At 59.5% G+C, this 17,996-nt stretch carries 17 protein-coding genes and 1 tRNA gene; 12 read left to right on the plus strand and 6 right to left on the minus strand.

Translation table 11 applies throughout. The annotated features are described in order from the left end of the window. The 4 genes from QQJ98_RS00285 to QQJ98_RS00300 all read left to right on the plus strand — a co-directional run bounded on the left by QQJ98_RS00285 (nucleotide 1) and on the right by QQJ98_RS00300 (nucleotide 3,056). Entirely contained in the window at nucleotides 1-1,221 is a 1,221-nt protein-coding gene (locus QQJ98_RS00285; protein WP_284323320.1) for a cysteine desulfurase, read from the plus strand. A gap of 44 nt (nucleotides 1,222-1,265) precedes the next feature. Beyond that, nucleotides 1,266-1,342, plus strand: a tRNA-Arg gene (locus QQJ98_RS00290). Between the two features lie 160 nt (nucleotides 1,343-1,502). Then, nucleotides 1,503-2,183, plus strand: coding sequence for a ribulose-phosphate 3-epimerase (rpe, locus tag QQJ98_RS00295; protein WP_284323321.1), 681 nt, complete (start codon nucleotides 1,503-1,505; stop codon nucleotides 2,181-2,183). Nucleotides 2,184-2,264: 81 nt separating this feature from the next. Further along, the gene (locus tag QQJ98_RS00300; protein ID WP_284323322.1) at nucleotides 2,265-3,056 is read left to right on the plus strand and encodes a helix-turn-helix transcriptional regulator; all 792 of its coding nucleotides are present in this window, start codon (nucleotides 2,265-2,267) and stop codon (nucleotides 3,054-3,056) included. 430 nt (nucleotides 3,057-3,486) lie between these two features. Here the strand turns inward: QQJ98_RS00300 and tsf are convergent, their stop codons facing one another. Next, nucleotides 3,487-4,383, minus strand: a complete 897-nt coding sequence (tsf, locus tag QQJ98_RS00305) for a translation elongation factor Ts (RefSeq protein WP_284323323.1) — start codon at nucleotides 4,381-4,383, stop codon at nucleotides 3,487-3,489. 87 nt (nucleotides 4,384-4,470) lie between these two features. Continuing rightward, a complete protein-coding gene (gene rpsB / locus QQJ98_RS00310) occupies nucleotides 4,471-5,229 on the minus strand; it encodes a 30S ribosomal protein S2 (protein WP_284323324.1) in 759 nt (252 codons plus the stop codon). 273 nt (nucleotides 5,230-5,502) lie between these two features. Here rpsB and sthA point away from each other — a divergent pair, with 273 nt between their 5' ends. From sthA to QQJ98_RS00330, 4 genes are all read left to right on the plus strand, one after another. After that, entirely contained in the window at nucleotides 5,503-6,894 is a 1,392-nt protein-coding gene (gene sthA / locus QQJ98_RS00315; protein WP_284323325.1) for a Si-specific NAD(P)(+) transhydrogenase, read from the plus strand. 242 nt (nucleotides 6,895-7,136) lie between these two features. Then, entirely contained in the window at nucleotides 7,137-8,027 is an 891-nt protein-coding gene (locus QQJ98_RS00320) for a PfkB family carbohydrate kinase (protein WP_284323326.1), read from the plus strand. Beyond that, the gene (locus tag QQJ98_RS00325) at nucleotides 8,024-8,944 is read left to right on the plus strand and encodes a pseudouridine-5'-phosphate glycosidase (protein WP_284323327.1); all 921 of its coding nucleotides are present in this window, start codon (nucleotides 8,024-8,026) and stop codon (nucleotides 8,942-8,944) included. Before QQJ98_RS00320 ends, QQJ98_RS00325 begins: the two co-directional genes overlap by 4 nt. A 55-nt stretch (nucleotides 8,945-8,999) precedes the next feature. After that, the gene (locus tag QQJ98_RS00330) at nucleotides 9,000-9,689 is read left to right on the plus strand and encodes a DUF502 domain-containing protein (RefSeq protein ID WP_284323328.1); all 690 of its coding nucleotides are present in this window, start codon (nucleotides 9,000-9,002) and stop codon (nucleotides 9,687-9,689) included. A gap of 226 nt (nucleotides 9,690-9,915) precedes the next feature. Here the strand turns inward: QQJ98_RS00330 and QQJ98_RS00335 are convergent, their stop codons facing one another. Next, complete coding sequence (locus QQJ98_RS00335) at nucleotides 9,916-10,686, minus strand: 3-hydroxybutyrate dehydrogenase (RefSeq protein WP_284323329.1); 771 nt, start codon at nucleotides 10,684-10,686, stop codon at nucleotides 9,916-9,918. 263 nt (nucleotides 10,687-10,949) lie between these two features. On the opposite strand from QQJ98_RS00335, the gene QQJ98_RS00340 reads away from it, so the two are divergent. Together QQJ98_RS00340 and QQJ98_RS00345 are read left to right on the plus strand one after the other, a co-directional pair. Continuing rightward, complete coding sequence (locus QQJ98_RS00340; protein WP_431307769.1) at nucleotides 10,950-12,776, plus strand: extracellular solute-binding protein; 1,827 nt, start codon at nucleotides 10,950-10,952, stop codon at nucleotides 12,774-12,776. Between the two features lie 4 nt (nucleotides 12,777-12,780). Beyond that, nucleotides 12,781-12,897, plus strand: coding sequence for an entericidin EcnA/B family protein (locus QQJ98_RS00345; protein ID WP_284323330.1), 117 nt, complete (start codon nucleotides 12,781-12,783; stop codon nucleotides 12,895-12,897). Here QQJ98_RS00345 and QQJ98_RS00350 read toward each other — a convergent pair. The 3 genes from QQJ98_RS00350 to QQJ98_RS00360 form a co-directional block, all read right to left on the minus strand. Then, nucleotides 12,890-14,317 carry a bifunctional serine/threonine-protein kinase/universal stress protein gene (locus QQJ98_RS00350; RefSeq protein ID WP_284323331.1) on the minus strand — a complete coding sequence of 476 codons (1,428 nt, stop codon included), beginning with the start codon at nucleotides 14,315-14,317 and terminating at the stop codon, nucleotides 12,890-12,892. The genes QQJ98_RS00345 and QQJ98_RS00350 overlap by 8 nt on opposite strands. Continuing rightward, entirely contained in the window at nucleotides 14,318-15,058 is a 741-nt protein-coding gene (locus tag QQJ98_RS00355) for a metallophosphoesterase family protein (RefSeq protein ID WP_284323332.1), read from the minus strand. It abuts the gene before it with no gap. 287 nt (nucleotides 15,059-15,345) lie between these two features. Then, a complete protein-coding gene (locus QQJ98_RS00360) occupies nucleotides 15,346-15,975 on the minus strand; it encodes a helix-turn-helix domain-containing protein (RefSeq protein WP_284323333.1) in 630 nt (209 codons plus the stop codon). 147 nt (nucleotides 15,976-16,122) lie between these two features. Between QQJ98_RS00360 and QQJ98_RS00365 the strand changes: the two genes are divergently transcribed. Next, the gene (locus QQJ98_RS00365) at nucleotides 16,123-16,770 is read left to right on the plus strand and encodes a DsbA family oxidoreductase (protein ID WP_284323334.1); all 648 of its coding nucleotides are present in this window, start codon (nucleotides 16,123-16,125) and stop codon (nucleotides 16,768-16,770) included. A gap of 1 nt (nucleotide 16,771) precedes the next feature. Further along, nucleotides 16,772-17,968: a multidrug effflux MFS transporter gene (locus QQJ98_RS00370; protein ID WP_284323335.1), complete on the plus strand. Its 1,197-nt coding sequence runs from the start codon at nucleotides 16,772-16,774 to the stop codon at nucleotides 17,966-17,968. The last annotated feature ends 28 nt before the right edge of the window (nucleotides 17,969-17,996 follow it).

Genomic DNA, 17,996 nt, shown 5'->3' on the forward strand with positions numbered 1-17,996 from the left:
ATGTACGATATTGCAAAAGTGCGCAGCGATTTCCCGATCTTGGCGCGTCAGGTGAATGGCAAGCCTTTGGTTTATCTGGACAATGGCGCTTCGGCACAAAAGCCGCAAGTGGTGATTGATGCGGTGAACCAAGCCTATTCGATGGAATATGCCAATGTTCACAGGGGCTTGCACTATCTTTCTAATCTTGCGACCGACAAGTATGAAGCCACCCGTGGCAAGATTGCACGCTTTCTGAACGCTGGATCAGAGCATGAGATCGTATTTACCACAGGTGCAACTGAAGGTATCAATCTGGTTTCATACGCTTGGGCGGCACCGCGTTTTCAAGCCGGGGACGAGGTCGTTTTGTCGGTTATGGAGCATCATGCCAACATCGTTCCGTGGCATTTCCTGCGCGAGCGTCTGGGTGTCGTGCTGAAATGGGTCGAGGTTGATGCAAACGGCGATCTGGACCCGCAGGCGGTGCTGGATGCAATTTCGCCACGTACCAAACTTGTCGCAATTACACATATGTCCAATGTGTTAGGCACTGTTGTTGATGTAAAAACCATCTGCGACGGGGCCCGGGCGAGGGGGGTTGCGGTCTTGGTAGACGGCTCGCAAGCCGCAGTGCATGGTGCCGTCGATGTGCAAGCGATTGGCTGCGACTTCTACGCCATAACCGGACATAAGCTTTATGGACCAAGTGGTTCTGGAGCAATCTTCATCAAAGCTGATCGCATGGCCGAGATGCGGCCGTTCCTTGGCGGTGGCGATATGATCCGCGAAGTCACGCGGGATAGCGTCACATACAATGATGCGCCGATGAAATTTGAAGCTGGCACGCCGGGCATCGTGCAGCAGATCGGTCTTGGCGTTGCGTTGGAGTATATGACGAGCCTGGGCATGGCAAACATTGCCGCGCATGAGCGGTCTTTACGAGATTACGCCCGCGCAAAGCTGGCGGGTCTTAACTGGCTGACAGTGCAGGGAAACTCGGCCACCAAAGGGGCGATATTCTCGTTTATCCTGCAAGGTCAGGCACATGCACATGATATTTCAACCGTTTTGGACAAGCGCGGTATTGCTGTGCGCGCGGGCACGCATTGCGCGATGCCGCTGATGCAGCATTTCGGCGTCGGTGCAACATGCCGGGCCTCGTTCGGGCTTTACAACACAGTTGAAGAAGTCGATGCGCTGATTTCGGGGTTGGAGCTGTGCCGCGATCTTTTTGGCTGATTTCGCGTTGCAGGCCAAAGCAGTAACCGCTATAGCAATCGCAGGCACCCATAGCTCAGCTGGATAGAGTGTCGCCCTCCGAAGGCGAAGGTCGCACGTTCGAATCGTGCTGGGTGCACCATTTCACTTTTATGTCTTTGAACTGCTGTGGCAGGGCGTTGATTGCTGTTAAGTATATTTATCCGATAAGCAATATTATGTAATATAATAACGTTACAGGGCTAGACCTGACACCGTGTAACACGTTATGAAGCTTTTGATTTCTTTAGATTGGACCTGCCATGAGCTTTGACCGCCAGATCAAGATTGCGCCTTCGATCCTTGCTGCTGATTTTGCCAACTTTGGAGCGGAGTGTCGCGCGATTGAGGCTCAGGGGGCGGATTGGGTGCATGTGGATGTGATGGACGGGCATTTTGTGCCGAACATCACCTTTGGGCCGGCGACATGTGCGGCGATCCGACCGCATATCAAGGGCTTTATGGATGTGCATTTGATGATCTCGCCGGTGGATGCCTATATTGAGGCATTTGCCGAGGCTGGGGCTGATTTGATCTCGGCGCATCTTGAGGCTGGTCCGCATATTCATCGCACGTTGCAAGCTATTCGTGGCACAGGGAAAAAGGCGGGTTTGGCGATTAACCCCGGCACGGGCGTCGATGCTGTGAAACATCTGCTGGATATGGTCGATCTGGTCTGTGTGATGACGGTCAATCCGGGGTTTGGCGGGCAGAAGTTCATCCATTCGCAGCTGGAGAAAATCCGGGCATTGCGGGCGATGATTGGCGATCGGCCGATTCATATCGAGATTGATGGCGGTGTGACGGTGGAAACCGCGCCTTTGGTGGTTGCGGCGGGTGCGGATGTGCTGGTGGCGGGGTCTGCGGTGTTCAAGGGTGGATCGGTGGACAACCCTGGCCCTTACGGTGTCAATATCGCGGCGATCCGGGCGGCGGCGATCTGAGCGCCCTGCCCTGATTGCGCCTATACTTCAAATCCTTGCGCGCCTAGGATCGCTGCGGGGAATATATAGGCAGGACAGATCGTGACAGCAATTTATCCGCTGTTGGTGAACATTGCGCAGGCCACCAGTGCTGATGAGGTTTGGCGGCTGGCTACGGGGTATTTTGCCAAGCTGGGCTTTGGGTTGGTGAATTACGGCTTTACCCGGTTTCGCTCGACCCGCACGATTGGCGACCCGGATGATGCGTTGTTTCTGACCACTGGCAATGACGCCTACGCCAAGGGATATTTCCGCAACGGGTTTTATGCCAAAACGCCGGCGTTTCGCTGGGCGCAGAACAATGAAGGTGCTTGCACTTGGTCTTGGGTGCGCGAGGCGATGCTGGCGGGGCGGTTGACGGACGAGGAAGTTGAGACCGTCAAGCACAACATTGCGGCGGGTATCGTTGCTGGAATCTCGATCAGTTTTCCCGAAACTTCGGCCCGGGCCAAGGGGGCGATGGGGTTGATCGCCAATCCCGGCATCAGCGCCGAGACGGTGGATCTGCTGTTTGCCGACAAACGCGATGAGCTGTTATCCGTCGCGCATATGTTGCATTTGCGGCTGATCCAGCTGCCGTTTTCCAATCGCAGACGTGCGCTGACCACGCGGCAGCGTGAGGCGTTGGAATGGGTGGCGGACGGTAAGACCAGCCAAGATGTGGCGCTGCTGATGGGGGTTTCGGCGGCGATGGTCGAAAAGCATCTGCGGCTGGCGCGCGAGACTTTGTCGGTTGATACCACGGCGCAGGCGGTGGCAAAGGCGGCGCTGATGAATTTGATCTTCCAACGTGATCCGATGGACAGCCAACACAGCTCGGTCGCCGCAAGGTAAGGATTCCCCGACTAGGCTGACGCGGCGTAAGCTGACATCTTGAAGGTGTTCCATGCTTAGAGGGCTTTAGCCTTTGGGACGGCAGGCGGTGTGGGTTTGCATTTTCAGATCCGGCACCCCTGCACAATTTGGGCAATCCCCGCCCTGACAAAAGCGCTGCGGCTTATTTCAGCCAAGGCGCTGACAAGATGTGCTGGTCCTCATCCCCGTGGTGCAGCACAAAGCGGCATAGCCCCCAGAGCTGTGCCGCTTTTTTTTCTGTCCCCGCGGGGACAGGTTTGATTTTGTCCCAGCTGGGACAAAATTCTATAGGTTGTGGTTGATAAAATTATGCCTACAATATCTAGAACAACATCGTGAAAATGCCGGTTTTTAATAGCAAAGGGGCCGGTGTTGCCACCAGCCCCCTGCCCTAGGATACAGCGAAAGATTAGGCCGAAACCATTTTCGCAACTTCGGCTGCGAAATCTTCTTCTTTCTTCTCGATGCCTTCGCCAACGCCCATACGGACGAAAGCGATGATCTCGACGCCAGCTTGTTTTGCGGCTTCGGCAACGGTGATTTCCGGGTTCATCACGAACATCTGGCCCATCAGGGTGTTCTCAGCCAAGAATTTCTTCATGCGGCCGGGAATGATGTTGTTCTGGATCACCGCATCGGGCTTCGGCTTGGCCGAGGCTGCGTTTTCTTCCAAAGCTTTCGAGGTTTGCACAGCCAATTCACGCTCGACCACAACCGGGTCAAGATCAGCTTCGGACAAAGCCAGCGGGTTGGTGGCGGCGACGTGCATCGCGACTTGCTTGGCGAAGGTGTGCTCGCTGCCTTTGATCGCAACCAGAACGCCGATACGGCCCAGACCGTCAGCGACCGAGTTGTGAACGTAGGCGGCGACATGATCGCCTTCAACCGATGCCATGCGGCGCAGGTTCATGTTTTCGCCGATGGTGGCCACGGCTTCGGAGATCACCACATGCACCGGCTGGCCAGCGAGGTCAGCGTTTTTCAGCTCTTCCACGGTGTGAGCGCGGAAAGCGGTTTTGGTGATGTTGTGAACCATGGCTTGGAAGTCAGCGTTTTTGCCAACGAAGTCGGTTTCCGAGTTGATCTCGACCGCAACGCCACGGCCACCCATAACGGCGACGCCAACCAGACCTTCAGCGGCCACACGGTCGGCTTTCTTGGCGGCTTTCGCCAGACCTTTGGTGCGCAGCCAATCGACGGCGGCTTCCATATCGCCATTGGTTTCAACCAAGGCTTTCTTCGCGTCCATCATGCCTGCGCCGGTGCTGTCGCGCAGTTCTTTCACCATTTGTGCGGTGACGGTCATATCGTCTCTCCTGAAATTCAAGAAATGAGTGCGGCGGGAAGCTGGTTTACCCCTATTCCCGCCGTGTATCAGTCGCGTAAAGCCAGATCAGGCGTCAGCGATAGCTTCTTCTTCCGGCGCGGTTTCCAAAGCACCAAGGTCGATACCAGCCGCACCCATTTGGGCCGACATACCGTCCAAAGCGGCTTTGGCGATCAGTTCGCAATACAGCTGGATCGCGCGGGCGGCGTCGTCGTTGCCGGGGATCACGTAATCCACGCCTTTGGGCGAGTTGTTGGTGTCGACGATGCCTACAACCGGGATGCCCAGTTTCTGTGCTTCGAGGATTGCGAGGTCTTCTTTGCCAACGTCCACAACGAAGATCAGGTCGGGGGTGCCGCCCATTTCACGGATGCCGCCAAGCGAGGCTTGCAGCTTGGACTGGTCGCGTTCCATCATCAAACGCTCTTTCTTGGTGAGGCCTTCGCCGCCTGCGCCCAAGAGTTCGTCGATGGTTTTCAGGCGTGCGATCGACTGGGAAACGGTTTTCCAGTTGGTCAGCGTGCCGCCCAGCCAGCGGTGGTTCATGTAGAATTGTGCGCAACGCTCGGCCGCTTCTGCAACCGGCTTTTGGGCCTGACGCTTGGTGCCGACGAACAGGATGCGGCCGCCTTTGGCGACGGTATCACGGACGACTTTCAGAGCCGCGTCCAGCAAGGGCACGGTCTGCGTCAAATCGAGAATGTGGATGCCGTTGCGGTCGCCGTAGATATACGGGCCCATTTTGGGGTTCCAGCGTGCGGTCTGGTGGCCGTAGTGAACGCCTGCTTCAAGCAGCTGACGCATGGAGAACTCGGGAAGAGCCATGTCTTATCCTTTTCCGGTTTAATCCTCGGCAAAGCTGTCTTAGACCTGATGGTCCAACCGGCGGAGTTTACGGGATTTCTCCCCGCAAAGCCCAAGCCTCACCTGTGAAGTGAGGCGGCTTTAGCGGAAGGTGTTTGGGGATGCAAGCAGGATTGCGCAAAAAGCGGGCGCGTTCGGGGTTTGGCGTTAAAGCGGGCTTCATATCGGTTGCATAAACCTTGCTTAACAGCGCGGAACAGACTTTGCTTCGGTAAAATGCCCAAAGGAAGACAGATGGATCAGGTGGATATGTTGGTGATCGGCTCGGGGCCTGCGGGGCGACGGGCTGCGGTGCAATCGGCGAAACTGGGCAAATCGGTGCTGGTGGTGGACAAGGGGCGGCGGTTGGGCGGGGTTTCGGTGCATACCGGCACGATCCCATCAAAAACCCTGCGCGAGACGGTGTTGAACCTGTCGGGCTGGCGCGAGCGCGGGTTTTATGGGCGCGGTTACCGGGTCAAGAAGGATATTCAGGCGATTGATCTGGTCGAGCGGCTGCACAAGACCTTGGACCATGAGGTTGAGGTGTTGCAGCACCAGTTCATGCGCAACACGGTGCAAAGCATCTTCGCCACCGCGCGGTTTGTGGGGCCAAATGAGGTGGAGCTTACAACTGAGGCTGGCGAGGTCAGCCATGTCGGCTTTAAGCATGCCCTGATCGCGGTGGGCACCCGGCCACATCGGCCCGAGACTGTGCCGTTCGATCGCACCCGCGTGTTTGACAGCGACGAGTTTCTGGAGCTGGAAAAGCTGCCGCGCACCTTGACCGTGATTGGTGGCGGGGTGATCGGGGTGGAATATGCCACGATATTCTCGGCTTTGGATGTGCCGGTCACGTTGATTGAGACGCGCGACAGCATCCTCGATTTCATCGACCGCGAGATATGCGACGATTTCATCCACCAGATGCGCGAACGCGGCATGAGCATCCGGCTGGGTGCGGCGGTGAAAGAGATCACTTCGGGGCCGTTGGGGGTGGTGGTGGCCTTGGCGGATGGCCGCAAGGTGCAGTCGGATGTGCTTTTGTATGCGGCGGGGCGGACGGGGAATGTGGGCTCGCTGAACCTTGAGGCTGTGGGGATTGCGGTGGACAGTCGCGGGCGGTTGGCGGTGGACCCGCGCACGTTTCAGACCAGCGTGCCGAATATCTATGCGGCGGGGGATGTGATCGGATTTCCAAGCCTTGCCTCGACCTCGATGGAGCAAGGCCGGGTTGCGGCCTGCCATGCCTTTGGCATCAGTCTGCCGCCGCCGCCCGAAACCTTTCCGTATGGCATCTATGCGGTGCCCGAGATTTCGACCGTGGGGATGTCGGAGGAACAGGTGCGTGCGGCAGGGATTGCCTATGAATGTGGCATTGCGCGGTTCCGCGAAACCTCGCGCGGGCATATCATGGGGGTCGCGGCTGGGTTTCTGAAGCTGATTTTCGACGTGACCACCCGGCGCTTGTTGGGCGCGCATATCGTTGGTGAAGGTGCGACCGAGTTGATCCATATCGGCCAAGCGGTGATCAACCTGCATGGCACGGTGGATTTCTTTGTCGAGAACACCTTCAACTATCCGACCTTGGCCGAGGCCTATAAGGTCGCAGGGCTGGATGCCTGGAACCGGATGGGGCAAGCTTAGGGGCAAAGCGAAGAAAACGCTCCAGTGGAGCGTTTTTCGCTTTGTTGCTCATAAGCCTGAAAGGCCTTGAGCAAGGGGTGTTGTCCCGCAAACCAGTCGCTTCACAATCTGGCCACGCCTGACTGGGCTGGCGCGGAAACGCGCCTGCCGGGGGCAGGCAGGCGCGGCCAGATTTGTCTGCGGCCAAATCTGGCAAGACAACAAGCCTTGAAAATCCGGACCATCCTTGCGATGACACCGATATGACACCAGACATTCTTTGCATCGGTTCCGTGCTGTGGGACATCATTGGCCGCTCGTCGATTGCGATGCGGTTGGGCTCTGACGTGCCGGGGCGCATCACGCGGCTGCCCGGCGGGGTGGCGATGAATATTGCCATAACCTTGGCGCGGTTTGGTCTGACCCCTGCCCTGCTCTCTGCCGTGGGCAAGGATGCGGAAGGCGATGAATTGGTCGCGGCCTGCCTGCGCATGGGCATGATCACCGATCAGCTTTACCGATCAGAGGATTTGCCGACCGACATCTATATGGCAATCGAGGGCGCGAATGGGTTGATTGCGGCAATTGCCGACGCACATTCGCTGGAGGCGGCGGGCGACAAGATCTTGCGGCCTTTGGCGGATGGGCGGCTGGGCAGCGCTGAACGGCCTTGGGCGGGTATGGTCGCACTAGACGGAAATCTGACAGTCGCACTTTTGTCCGAGATCGCCCATTCGCCACTGTTCGCAAGCGCCGATCTGCGTGTGGCCCCGGCAAGCCCCGGAAAAGCCGAGCGTTTGTTGCCGTTGCTGCAGCATCCGCGCGCCACGCTTTACGTCAATCTGGAAGAAGCCTGCCTGATCGGAAAATCCAATTACGCCAGCGCTGCCGAGGCTGCCGAGGGCCTGCTTGCGCATGGTGCCGCCCGTGTTCTGGTAACGAACGGTGGCAAAGCCTGTGCCGAGGGCACGCGCAATGCAGGCGTGATCCAAGCCGCGCCGCCACCGGTGATGGTGACGCGGATCACCGGCGCGGGCGACACTTTCATGGCCGCGCATATCGTGGCCGACCGACGCGGAGATGCGCGCGCGGCTGCCTTGGCAGCAGCCCTGCAAGCTGCCGCAACTTATGTTTCAGGAGAACAACCGTCATGACCCTCGACCTTTTGCAATTCTCGCCCGAAGTCGCCGCTGCCCGTGCCGCTGGCACTGCGATTGTGGCGCTGGAATCCACCATCATCACGCATGGCATGCCATTCCCGCAGAATGTTGAAGCTGCCCGCGCGGTCGAGGCGGAAATTCGCAAACACGGCGCCACACCTGCGACGATTGCGGTGATGGATGGGCGGATTCTGATCGGTTTAACGGATCAGCAGCTGGATGCTTTGGGGCAAGCGCAGCATGTGATGAAAATCTCGCGCGCAGATATTGCGGCCTGCATCGCCAAGGGCGCGGTCGGGGCGACGACGGTGGCGGCGACGATGATTTGTGCGCGGCTTGCGGGGATTGATGTGTTTGCCACGGGCGGTATTGGCGGCGTGCATCGCGGGGCCGAGACCTCGTTTGATATCTCTGCCGATCTGCCGGAACTGGGCGAGACGGCGGTGACGGTGATCGCGGCGGGGGCGAAGGCGATCCTCGATCTGCCGAAAACGCTGGAATATCTGGAAACCAAGGGGGTGCCGGTGATCACCTTTGGACAGGATCAGTTTCCGGCGTTCTGGTCGCGCGATTCCGGGCTGAAATCACCGCTGCGGATGGATACGGCGGCGGAAATTGCGGCGGCGCAGCTGATGCGGACCAAGTTGGGCCTGCCGGGTGGGCAGTTGGTGGCCAACCCGATCCCTGTGGCTGATGAAATCCCGCGTGAGGCAATCAATCCGGCGATTGAGCAGGCTTTGGTTGAGGCCGAAGCGCAGGGCATTGCCGCAAAAGAAGTGACGCCGTTTCTGCTGCAGCGGATTTTTGAGCTGACCGAGGGGCGGTCTTTGGTGTCCAACATCGCCCTCGTTTTGAACAACGCGCGGCTGGGGGCTGCGATTGCGCGTGAAATCGTGGCGTTGCGGGCCTGAGCCCATTGTGAAGGTGCTGGGGGCTGCTTAGGTTGCCAGCAACTTAGGAGTAGTCATGGCTGATCCCACCCCGCGCCGTTCGATGTTTGCCGGTTTTCGTGCGTCCTTTCTGACCGGGCTGGTGGTGGTGCTGCCGGTGGGCCTAACGATTTACGTGGTTTGGGGCGTGATCGGCTATATTGACGGCTGGATCCTGCCGCTGATCCCTTCCTATTATCAGCCCGAGGCGATCTTGCACCGCAGCTTTGGCCCCGAGGTCGATTTCCCGGTGCGCGGCGTCGGCGTGCTGGTGTTTTTGGTCTTTACGGCACTGGTCGGCTGGCTGGCGCGGGGCCTGATCGGGCGGACGGTGATGCGGCGGGCCGAGACGGTGGTGGACCGCGTGCCGCTGGTGCGCTCGGTCTATTCGGGGCTGAAGCAGATCACCGAGACATTCTTTGCGAAGTCTGAGAAAAGCTTTGAGCGCACCTGTCTGGTCGAATTTCCGCGCGCCGGATATTGGGCGGTGGGGATGGTGGCAACCACGCCAAAGGGGGAGATCGCGGCGAAGCTGCCCGGGGGCAGCCCGATGGTGGCGGTGTTTGTTGGTCTGACGCCGATGACGTCGGGGATGCTGTTGTTCGTGCCGGAAAAGGACGTGATTTTTCTGGATATGAAGGCGGATGAGGCGGTGAAGATGATCGTCTCGGCGGGGCTGGTTTATCCGCAGCCGAAGGAAACTCTGGCGGCGATTGCGGCGCGGTAACGGGTGTCCACGCGTGGACAAGAGGTGCCGGTGTGATATTTCAATGGCTTGGCTGGGGGCGGTTTACCTGCGGTTAACCTTTGGCGCAGTAAGCTGAAACTTCGCTGGGGCGGCGGCGGACGGGGGTTTCACACCCCCGCGCGGATTTTGCAAATCCGCTTCCCCCGTGGGATATTTAGGAACAGATGAAAAACTTTAGACAAGTTTTAGGGAGTTCAGGACCGCGCTAGAGCGCCGTCCAGCCGCCATCTACGGAAATCGTGGTGCCGGTGACCTGATCGGCGGCCGGAGAGCAGAGATAGACCGTGGTGCCGCCGATCTGTTCAACGGTGGCGAACTGGCGGGACGGTTGGCGCAGCAACATGACCTCGCGGATGACTGTTTCGCGGTCCATGCCATGCACTTTCATCTGATCCGGGATTTGCGCCTCGACCAGAGGGGTCAGCACATAGCCGGGGCAGATCGCGTTGCAGGTGATGCCCTGCCCTGCGGTTTCCAGCGCCACTGTCTTTGACAGGCCGACCACGGCATGTTTGGCGGCGATATAGGCGGATTTGAACGGGCTGGCGGTGAGGCCATGCGCCGAGGCGATGTTAACGATACGGCCCCAGCCACGGGCGCGCATGGCGGGCAGAGCGGCGGCGGTGGTGTGGAAGGCCGAGGTCAGGTTGATGGCGATGATCTGATCCCATTTCTCGGTCGGGAAGTCTTCAACCGGGGCGACGAACTGGATGCCTGCGTTATTTACCAGAATATCACAGCCGCCCGCCTGTTCGATCAGCGCGCGGCAGTCCGCGCCTTTCGACATATCGGCGGCAATGTAGCGGGCGGTGACGCCGTGCCGCGCGGCCAGATCGGCGGCCAAGGCGTGATCCTCGGCGCGGTCAGTGAAGCTGTTCAGCACCACATCGGCCCCGGCACGGGCGAGTTCTTCGGCGACGCCAAGCCCGATGCCCGAATTTGATCCGGTGATAATTGCGCGTTTGCCTTTCAGCATGGCAGCCTCCTGTTGCGGGCTTTTGTTTCGAGGGCAGGCTACATGCTGCATCTGCGAAGGGAAGGCCCCGGCCCAAAAAAAACGCCCGCACGAAGCGGGCGTTAAGTTATTGAGGCAGGTTTCATACAGGCAAGAAACCTATCGAGCAGTGGGTATCTTATAGCCCTGTTGGCGGCGCTCTCCAAGTTAAAAGTTTGAAAAGGTTGGATTGCCCGCATAGGTTGGGGGTCAATAAAAGTTGGGTTTAGGGGATTGTTGCCAGAATGAAGCGGGATTATTTCGCGAATTTGCACAGGTTTAGCTTCGGTTTGACGCTGGTTTTGGCAGCCAGTCTTGGGGGGGGATTCGCGCAAGCTGAACCGCGTCACGCCATTGCTATGTATGGCGAGCCTGCCCTGCCACCTGATTTTGTGTCGCTGCCCTATGCCAACCCGGATGCGCCCAAGGGCGGGCGGATCGTGTTGGGCGAGAACGGCAGTTACGATTCGATGAATCCGTTCATCCTGAAAGGCCGCGCGCCGACGGGGATCGCCTTGTTCACCACCGAGACTCTTTTGGCGCGATCTTTCGATGAGCCGTTCTCGCTTTATGGACTTTTGGCCGAATCGGTCGATACCGATGACGCGCGCACATACGCAGAATTTACCCTGCGTGAGGGCGCCCGATTCTCGGATGGCAGCCCGGTGACGGTTGAAGACGTGCTGTGGTCGTTTGAAACCTTGGGAACTTTGGGAAATCCGCGCTATGCCTCGGTGTATAATGCGGTGTCCAAGGCCGAGAAAACCGGTGACAGAAAGGTGAAGTTCACCTTTGCCACCCAGAACCGCGAGCTGCCTTTGCTGCTGGGCCTGCGCCCGATTTTGCAAAAAGCGCAGTGGCAGGGCCGCGATTTCAGTGCGACGACGATGGTGCCGCCCATCGGCTCGGGGCCTTATGTGGTGGACAAGTTCGAGGCCGGGCGCTTTGTCAGTTACCGCAAGAATCCCGACTGGTGGGGCAAGGATCTGGCGATCACCCGTGGCTTGCACAATCTGGATGAAATCCGCGTTGAATATTTCGGCAACCCGGATGTGCATTTCGAGGCGTTCAAATCCGGTGATCTGACCAGCTACCGCGAAACCAACCCGGCCAAATGGCAAAACAATTACAGCTTTCCCGCCGTGCTGTCGGGCGAGGTGGTGAAATCGGAAATTCCGCACCATCGCCCCTCGGGGATGGACGGCTTTGTGTTCAACAGCCGTAAGCCAATTTTTGCCGATTGGCGGGTGCGCGAGGCGCTGATCGCCGTGTTCAACTTCGAGCTGATCAACCAGACGCTCAATGCGGGGGCCGTGCCGCGAATCACCAGCTATTTCAGCAACTCGGACCTTGCGGGCGATGTGGCGGTGCCTGCGACGGGTGCGGTGTTGGCGCTGCTGGAGCCCTATCGCGCCGATCTGCCTCTGGGCGCGATCGAGGGTTATGCGCTGCCGGTGTCGGATGGCAAACCCGCCAACCGCGCCAATCTGCGCCGCGCCAACGCTTTGCTGGAGGAAGCTGGCTGGACGGTGCAGGACGGTGTTTTGAAAGATGCCAAGGGGACGGCTTTTGCCTTTGAAATTCTGCTGAGCAATGGTGCGGATGATTTCATCGCTGCCGCGAATATCTACATCGAGGCGCTGAAGCAGATCGGCGTGCAGGCCAAGCTGACCACGGTGGACGCGGCGCAATATTCTGAACGCACCAACCTTTATGATTTCGACATGACGCAAGAGCAGATCGCTTTGTCGCTGTCGCCGGGCACCGAACAATATCGCTATTTTGGTGCCGCGAACGGGGCAGCACCGGGGTCGCGGAACTGGGCGGGCATCAAATCGGACGCGGTGGATGGGCTGATCGGGGGCATGTTGGCCGCATCCGATCGCAGTGATTTTGTGGCAGCGGTCGAGGCTTTGAACCGGGTTTTGACGGCTGGGCGATACTTCGTGCCGGTGTGGTATCAGAATATCGGCCGGATTGCGCATGCCAAGCAGTTGCATTTCCCCGAAAAATTGCCAATTTACGGCGATTGGCCGGGGTTTCAGCCCGAGGTCTGGTGGTATCAGGAGTAAGCCGATGCGCAAACTGGTGATGATGGTGGTGCTGAGTGTGCTTGCGGGCTGTGCAACTGTCGATGGCGTGGGCCGTGATATGTCGGCAGGGGCGCAAACCGTGGGCGGCTGGTTCAACTGATCCTGTTCGGATCGGTATCGACGGGTTTGGCGGGCAGCCGGATCACCGTGACGGAACAGGCGGCCTCGGCCACGACTTTGGCGGAAACCGAGCCTAGAAAGCGCCGCGTTGTCGAATGGCCGCGCGCGCCCATCAGGATGTGATCGACGCGGTTGGCCTCGGCATGGTCGATGATCGCGGCAGCTGGGTCGGTGTTTTCGAGGATGCTGTAGGTGAGGCGATCTTCGGTCAGATCAATGCCCTCGGCCCAGGTTTTCAGCGCGACCAGCCGCGCCACATGCAGGTTGTTGCCAGCCGCATCGGTGGCTTGGTCGATGCCCAAACGGGCGGTTTTGATCACATTGACGCAAGCGACGCGGGCATCGGGGCGGTTGACCAGCATGCGTTTGATTTGCAGATAGATCGCTTGGCAAAGCGGCTCCATCTCGGGGGACAGATCGACGGCAACCAGCAGGATCGGGGCGCGCTCGATTTGTGCTGCGACCGACGGCGGGGCCGCGAAGGCGCGCAGATTGCGCATGGTGCGCCAGCGTTTGAACACGGCAAGGCTTGGGTCGCGCTGCAGTTTATGGCCGCGCGCGGTCAGGCGGATCTGCATCGGGTTGGTCAGATCAAAGATCATCTGGGCGGCGGATTGGTAGCGTTTTGCGGGATCGACCTCTAGAGCGCGCAGGATGATTTCTTGCAGCCATTCGGGGATATCGGCGCGGATGGCGCGGGGCGGCAGCGGGTCGCGCCAGAGCCGCTGTTTGACTTGCGACAGCTTTTCGGGCTGACCGAAGGGCATTTTCCCGGTGGCCAACTCGTAAATCATCGCGCCCAAAGCATAGAGGTCGGATCGCAGATCGCCGCGTTGGCGCAGGTATTGTTCGGGCGCGATATAGGGGAAGGTGCCCATCGGGATGGTGAATTCTTCGGCCAGAAGATCGGGCAACTGGTCATGGCGCGACAGGCCGTAGTCGATCAGCACCATTTCACCGCTGGGGCGTTGCAGGAAATTGTCGGGCTTCAGATCAAGGTGGATCACCTGTTGGCGGTGGATGTCGTGCAGGGCCTCGGCCATGCGGGCGGCGAGTTCGATCACCTCGGCCACCGGGCGGGGCGCGCGTTTGAAATAGCTGTACATCGAGGTGCCGGGGATGCGTTCGGTGACGATATAGGGCATCACCGCGAAATCACCCTGCCCCATCACCCGCGGCACATGCACGCCAGACAGACGCGGCATGATCATCTGCTCGACCTCAAACCCGACAATGGTGGGGCCGTCGTAACCATCAAGAATGGTTGGCACTTTCATCACCATCGGGGTGCGGTAAAGCGCGTGGGTGACCTCCCATATCGTGGCGAATCCACCTTTGTGCAGCTGTTGATGCAGGGTGAAGCCGTCGATTTCCAAGCCCGGATGCGGTCTGATCGCCATTCAAATCCCCTTCATCAGACGCTGCGCCAGCGCCTCTGGCAGACCCGCCTCGCGCGATTTGCGCGCGGTGGTGGTCGCATCATACGCGACGCGGCGAAAGCTTAATTCGTTCAGATCACGGTCGAGAATGGCGTAGCTGGCCAAGGTGCTGCCATCGCGCGGCTGACCGACAGAACCGATCACCCCCAGCCAGCGCCGCGAGTGCAGCAGAGGCATGGTTTGCCCGGCGGCAAGGTTGATCTGGCCAACACGGCCCGCAAGATCGCAAGAGTAAAGCGCTGCGCGGTGGGTGTGGCCGCAAAAGATCAACCGTGCATCACAGACCAGAAAGCTGGGGCGGGCGGTGGATTCGGTGGTGATATAGAGCCAATCGGCGGGATCATTGGCCGAAGCATGGGTGAACAAGGTGTCGCCATCGGCGATGGTCAGCGGCAGTTCGGACAGGAACAGCTTTTGTCGCGCGTTCAGCCGGTTCACCGTCCAGTCGATCACCCGGCGGGCGTTGGAATTCAGGACATTGTCGGGGGTGGTCACGGCGCGGTCATGGTTGCCGCGCAGGGCCAGCGCGCCTTTGGCGACAAGCGCTTCAAGTTGATCGACACACCAGCCGGGATCGGGGCCGTAGCCGACGATATCGCCCAAGAAAACCAACTGGTCGATCTGGCGCTGCGACAGGTCAGCCAAGACAGCCTCAAACGCCTCACGGTTGGCGTGAATGTCTGTCAGCAAAGCCAGTCGCATCTGATCCCTCCGCAACCCGCTGGCAGGACGGGCTTTTCAGCAGGTCTGGGCGCGGGGTGTGTGCGACTTTGCGACGCGGCGGCGGGGAAGGTCAAGGCTTTGCGGGGGTGTTTCATCGCGGCGTCTCTTGCGCGATTTGGGGACACACCGATCGGGTCGCACCTGTCCGCCCCCCGGCAGGCCTGCATTGCGCCCGACGGGGGCAGTCGCGCGCCTATTTGCAAAGCTTTGGTTTGTGGCACAGCGCCTCTTACAGCCCCAAGAGCAACACAGCGCACCAGAAGGCGTCACGCCAGCGACGTCACCCAAAGGATCGTCGCATCCTCTTGACTGAGGCTGACGACATTATGCCCCATCGAGGCATCGTAATAGGCGCTGTCGCCGCGACGCAGATCGACCGGTTCGTAAAATTCGGTGTAAAGGCGGATCACCCCGGTCAGCACAAACAGAAATTCCTCGCCGCCATGACGCACCCAGCCGTCAAAATCTTCCATCGCGCGGGCGCGGATGGTGGCGCGATACGGCAGCATCTGCTTTTTGGTCAAAGACCCTGCCAGCAGTTCATGCTCGTAAGTGGTGGTGGCATGGGCCTGCCCTTCGCCGGATTTCGTCACCACGATGCGGCCTGACACCTGTGCGGCCTGCGCCGGGGTGAACAGCTGCGGCACCGATACACCCATGCCCTGCGCAAGCTTTTTCAGCGCATCATAGGTCGGCGACATCTGGCCATTTTCGATTTTCGACAAGGTAGACCGCGCCAGACCCGCCTGCACCGAGGCTTGCTCCAGCGTCCAGCCCTTGGCCTTGCGCAATTCGCGCACCCGGATGCCCAAATCAAGCGGCTCTGGCGTGGATTGGCCAGAGTCGGCGCCCTGCTCGCGGGCAATGCGGATCATGCGTTTGGGGTCGCTGGACATGGGGCTGTCCTTACGGCAAGCGGGCTTGGCGTGCAACCAGTGCAACGCGGCTGTGCGTTGATGGCGGATTGCAGTGGCGGGCGGATGGCGTTATCGAACTGAACCATTCGGTTTGAATGGCCCTGCCCTGCTTTCGGAGCCTGCGCTATGATCCGCCTTGATATTTTCTCTGATCCGGTTTGCCCGTGGTGCCTGATCGGTAAAGCCAATCTGGACCGCGCCTTGGAGGCGCATCCTGAACACCCGTTTCAAATCGCCTGGCATCCGTTTCAGCTGAACCCGGATATGCCTGCCGAAGGTGTGGAAAAACGCCCCTATCTGGTGGCGCGTTTCGGGGGCGAGGCCAAGGTCGATCAGATCCACGACCATTTGCGCAGCATGGCCAAGACGGCTGGCGTGGCGATGGACCCCGACAAGCCCGAGATGCTGCCCAACACGATGAATGCGCATCGCATGATCCATTGGGCGGGGATCGAGGGCAAACAGGCGGCGATGGTCTCGGCCCTGTTCCGGGCCTATTGGCGCGATGGCCGCGATATTGGCGATGTGGAAGAGCTGGCTGATATTGCCGAAGAAATCGGCATGGACCCCGTCGCGGTGGCGCGGCTTTTGGCCACCGACGCCGATCTGGACGATCTGCGCGCGCGTGATGTTGATGCGCGGCAAAAGGGCGTGACGGCAGTGCCGACCTTCCTGATCGCGCAACAATATGTCGTCTCTGGCGCGCAACCTGTCGAGGTTTGGGCGCAGGTGATTGAAGAACTGGTGGCGAAGGCTGCCGAAGAAAGTAAGTGAAATGACCACGACCAAACGTATCTCGCAGGGCGAGTTTATCGCCCTGACCGCCGCCTTGTTCGCCATGGTGGCGGTCTCTATTGACGCCATGCTGCCTGCGCTGCCAGAAATTGCTGCCGCCTTGTCGCCCGATGCGCCAAACCGTGCGCAGTTGGTGATCACCAGCTTTGTGTTCGGCATGGGGTTGGGGACGCTGTTTGTCGGGCCGTTGTCGGATGCTTATGGCCGCAAGCCAGTGATCTATGCCGGAGCGGGGCTTTATGCCTTGACGGCGATTGCCTGCTATTTCGCCAACTCGCTTGAGGCATTGCTGATCTCGCGCGTGCTGCAAGGCATGGCGGTGGCCGCCGCCCGTGTGGTGTCGATGGCGATCATGCGTGATCTGTTCAAGGGCCGCGAGATGGCCAAGATCATGTCGTTTGTGATGATGGTGTTCATCATGGTGCCTGCAGTGGCGCCGTTGATGGGGCAAGCGGTGATCGCTTTGGCGGGCTGGCACGCGATTTTTCTGGTTTATGTGGTGATCGTGGCTGTGGTGATGCTGTGGTTTGGCCTGCGCCAGCATGAAACTTTGCCGCCCCAGCACCGCCGACCGCTGGATCTGCGCGCGCTTTGGGCCTCGACCCGCGAGCTGTTCACCTATCGCATCGTTGTGGTGTCGATTGCGGCGCAGACGCTGACGATGGCAGCGCTGTTTGGCAGCCTGTCGTCGATGCAGGGGATTTTTGAGCAACGCTTTGACCGCGCCGAGAGCTTTCCTTTGTGGTTTGCGTTCATTGCGTTGGGGTCTGCTTCGGGCAGCATCATCAACTCGCGCGTGGTGATGCGTTTGGGGATGCGGCCGGTGGCAACGATGGCTTATGCGTCGGTGCTGGCGCTGACCTTGGTGCTGCTGGGGCTGATTGCGACCGGGTTGATGCCGGAAGTGCTGGCGTTTCCGGCGCATATCCTGTGGAGCATTGCGCTGTTTTCAATGATGTCGATGACGATGGGCAACCTGAACGCGCTGGCGATGGAGCCTGTGGGCCATATCGCGGGCTTGGCGGCCTCGGTGATGACATCGGTGGCGACGGTGCTGTCGGTGGTGCTGGCAGTGCCGGTGGGGCTGATGTTTGACGGCACGGCTTTGCCGCTGATGGCGGGGGCTGCGGTGTTTATTGCCGGGGCTTTGGCGCTGATGTGGTTGATCAAGCGCTGATTTGATTGTGCGATCTGTGACAGCGCGC

This window comes from Cypionkella aquatica (assembly GCF_030161095.1).
GTDB lineage: Bacteria > Pseudomonadota > Alphaproteobacteria > Rhodobacterales > Rhodobacteraceae > Cypionkella > Cypionkella aquatica.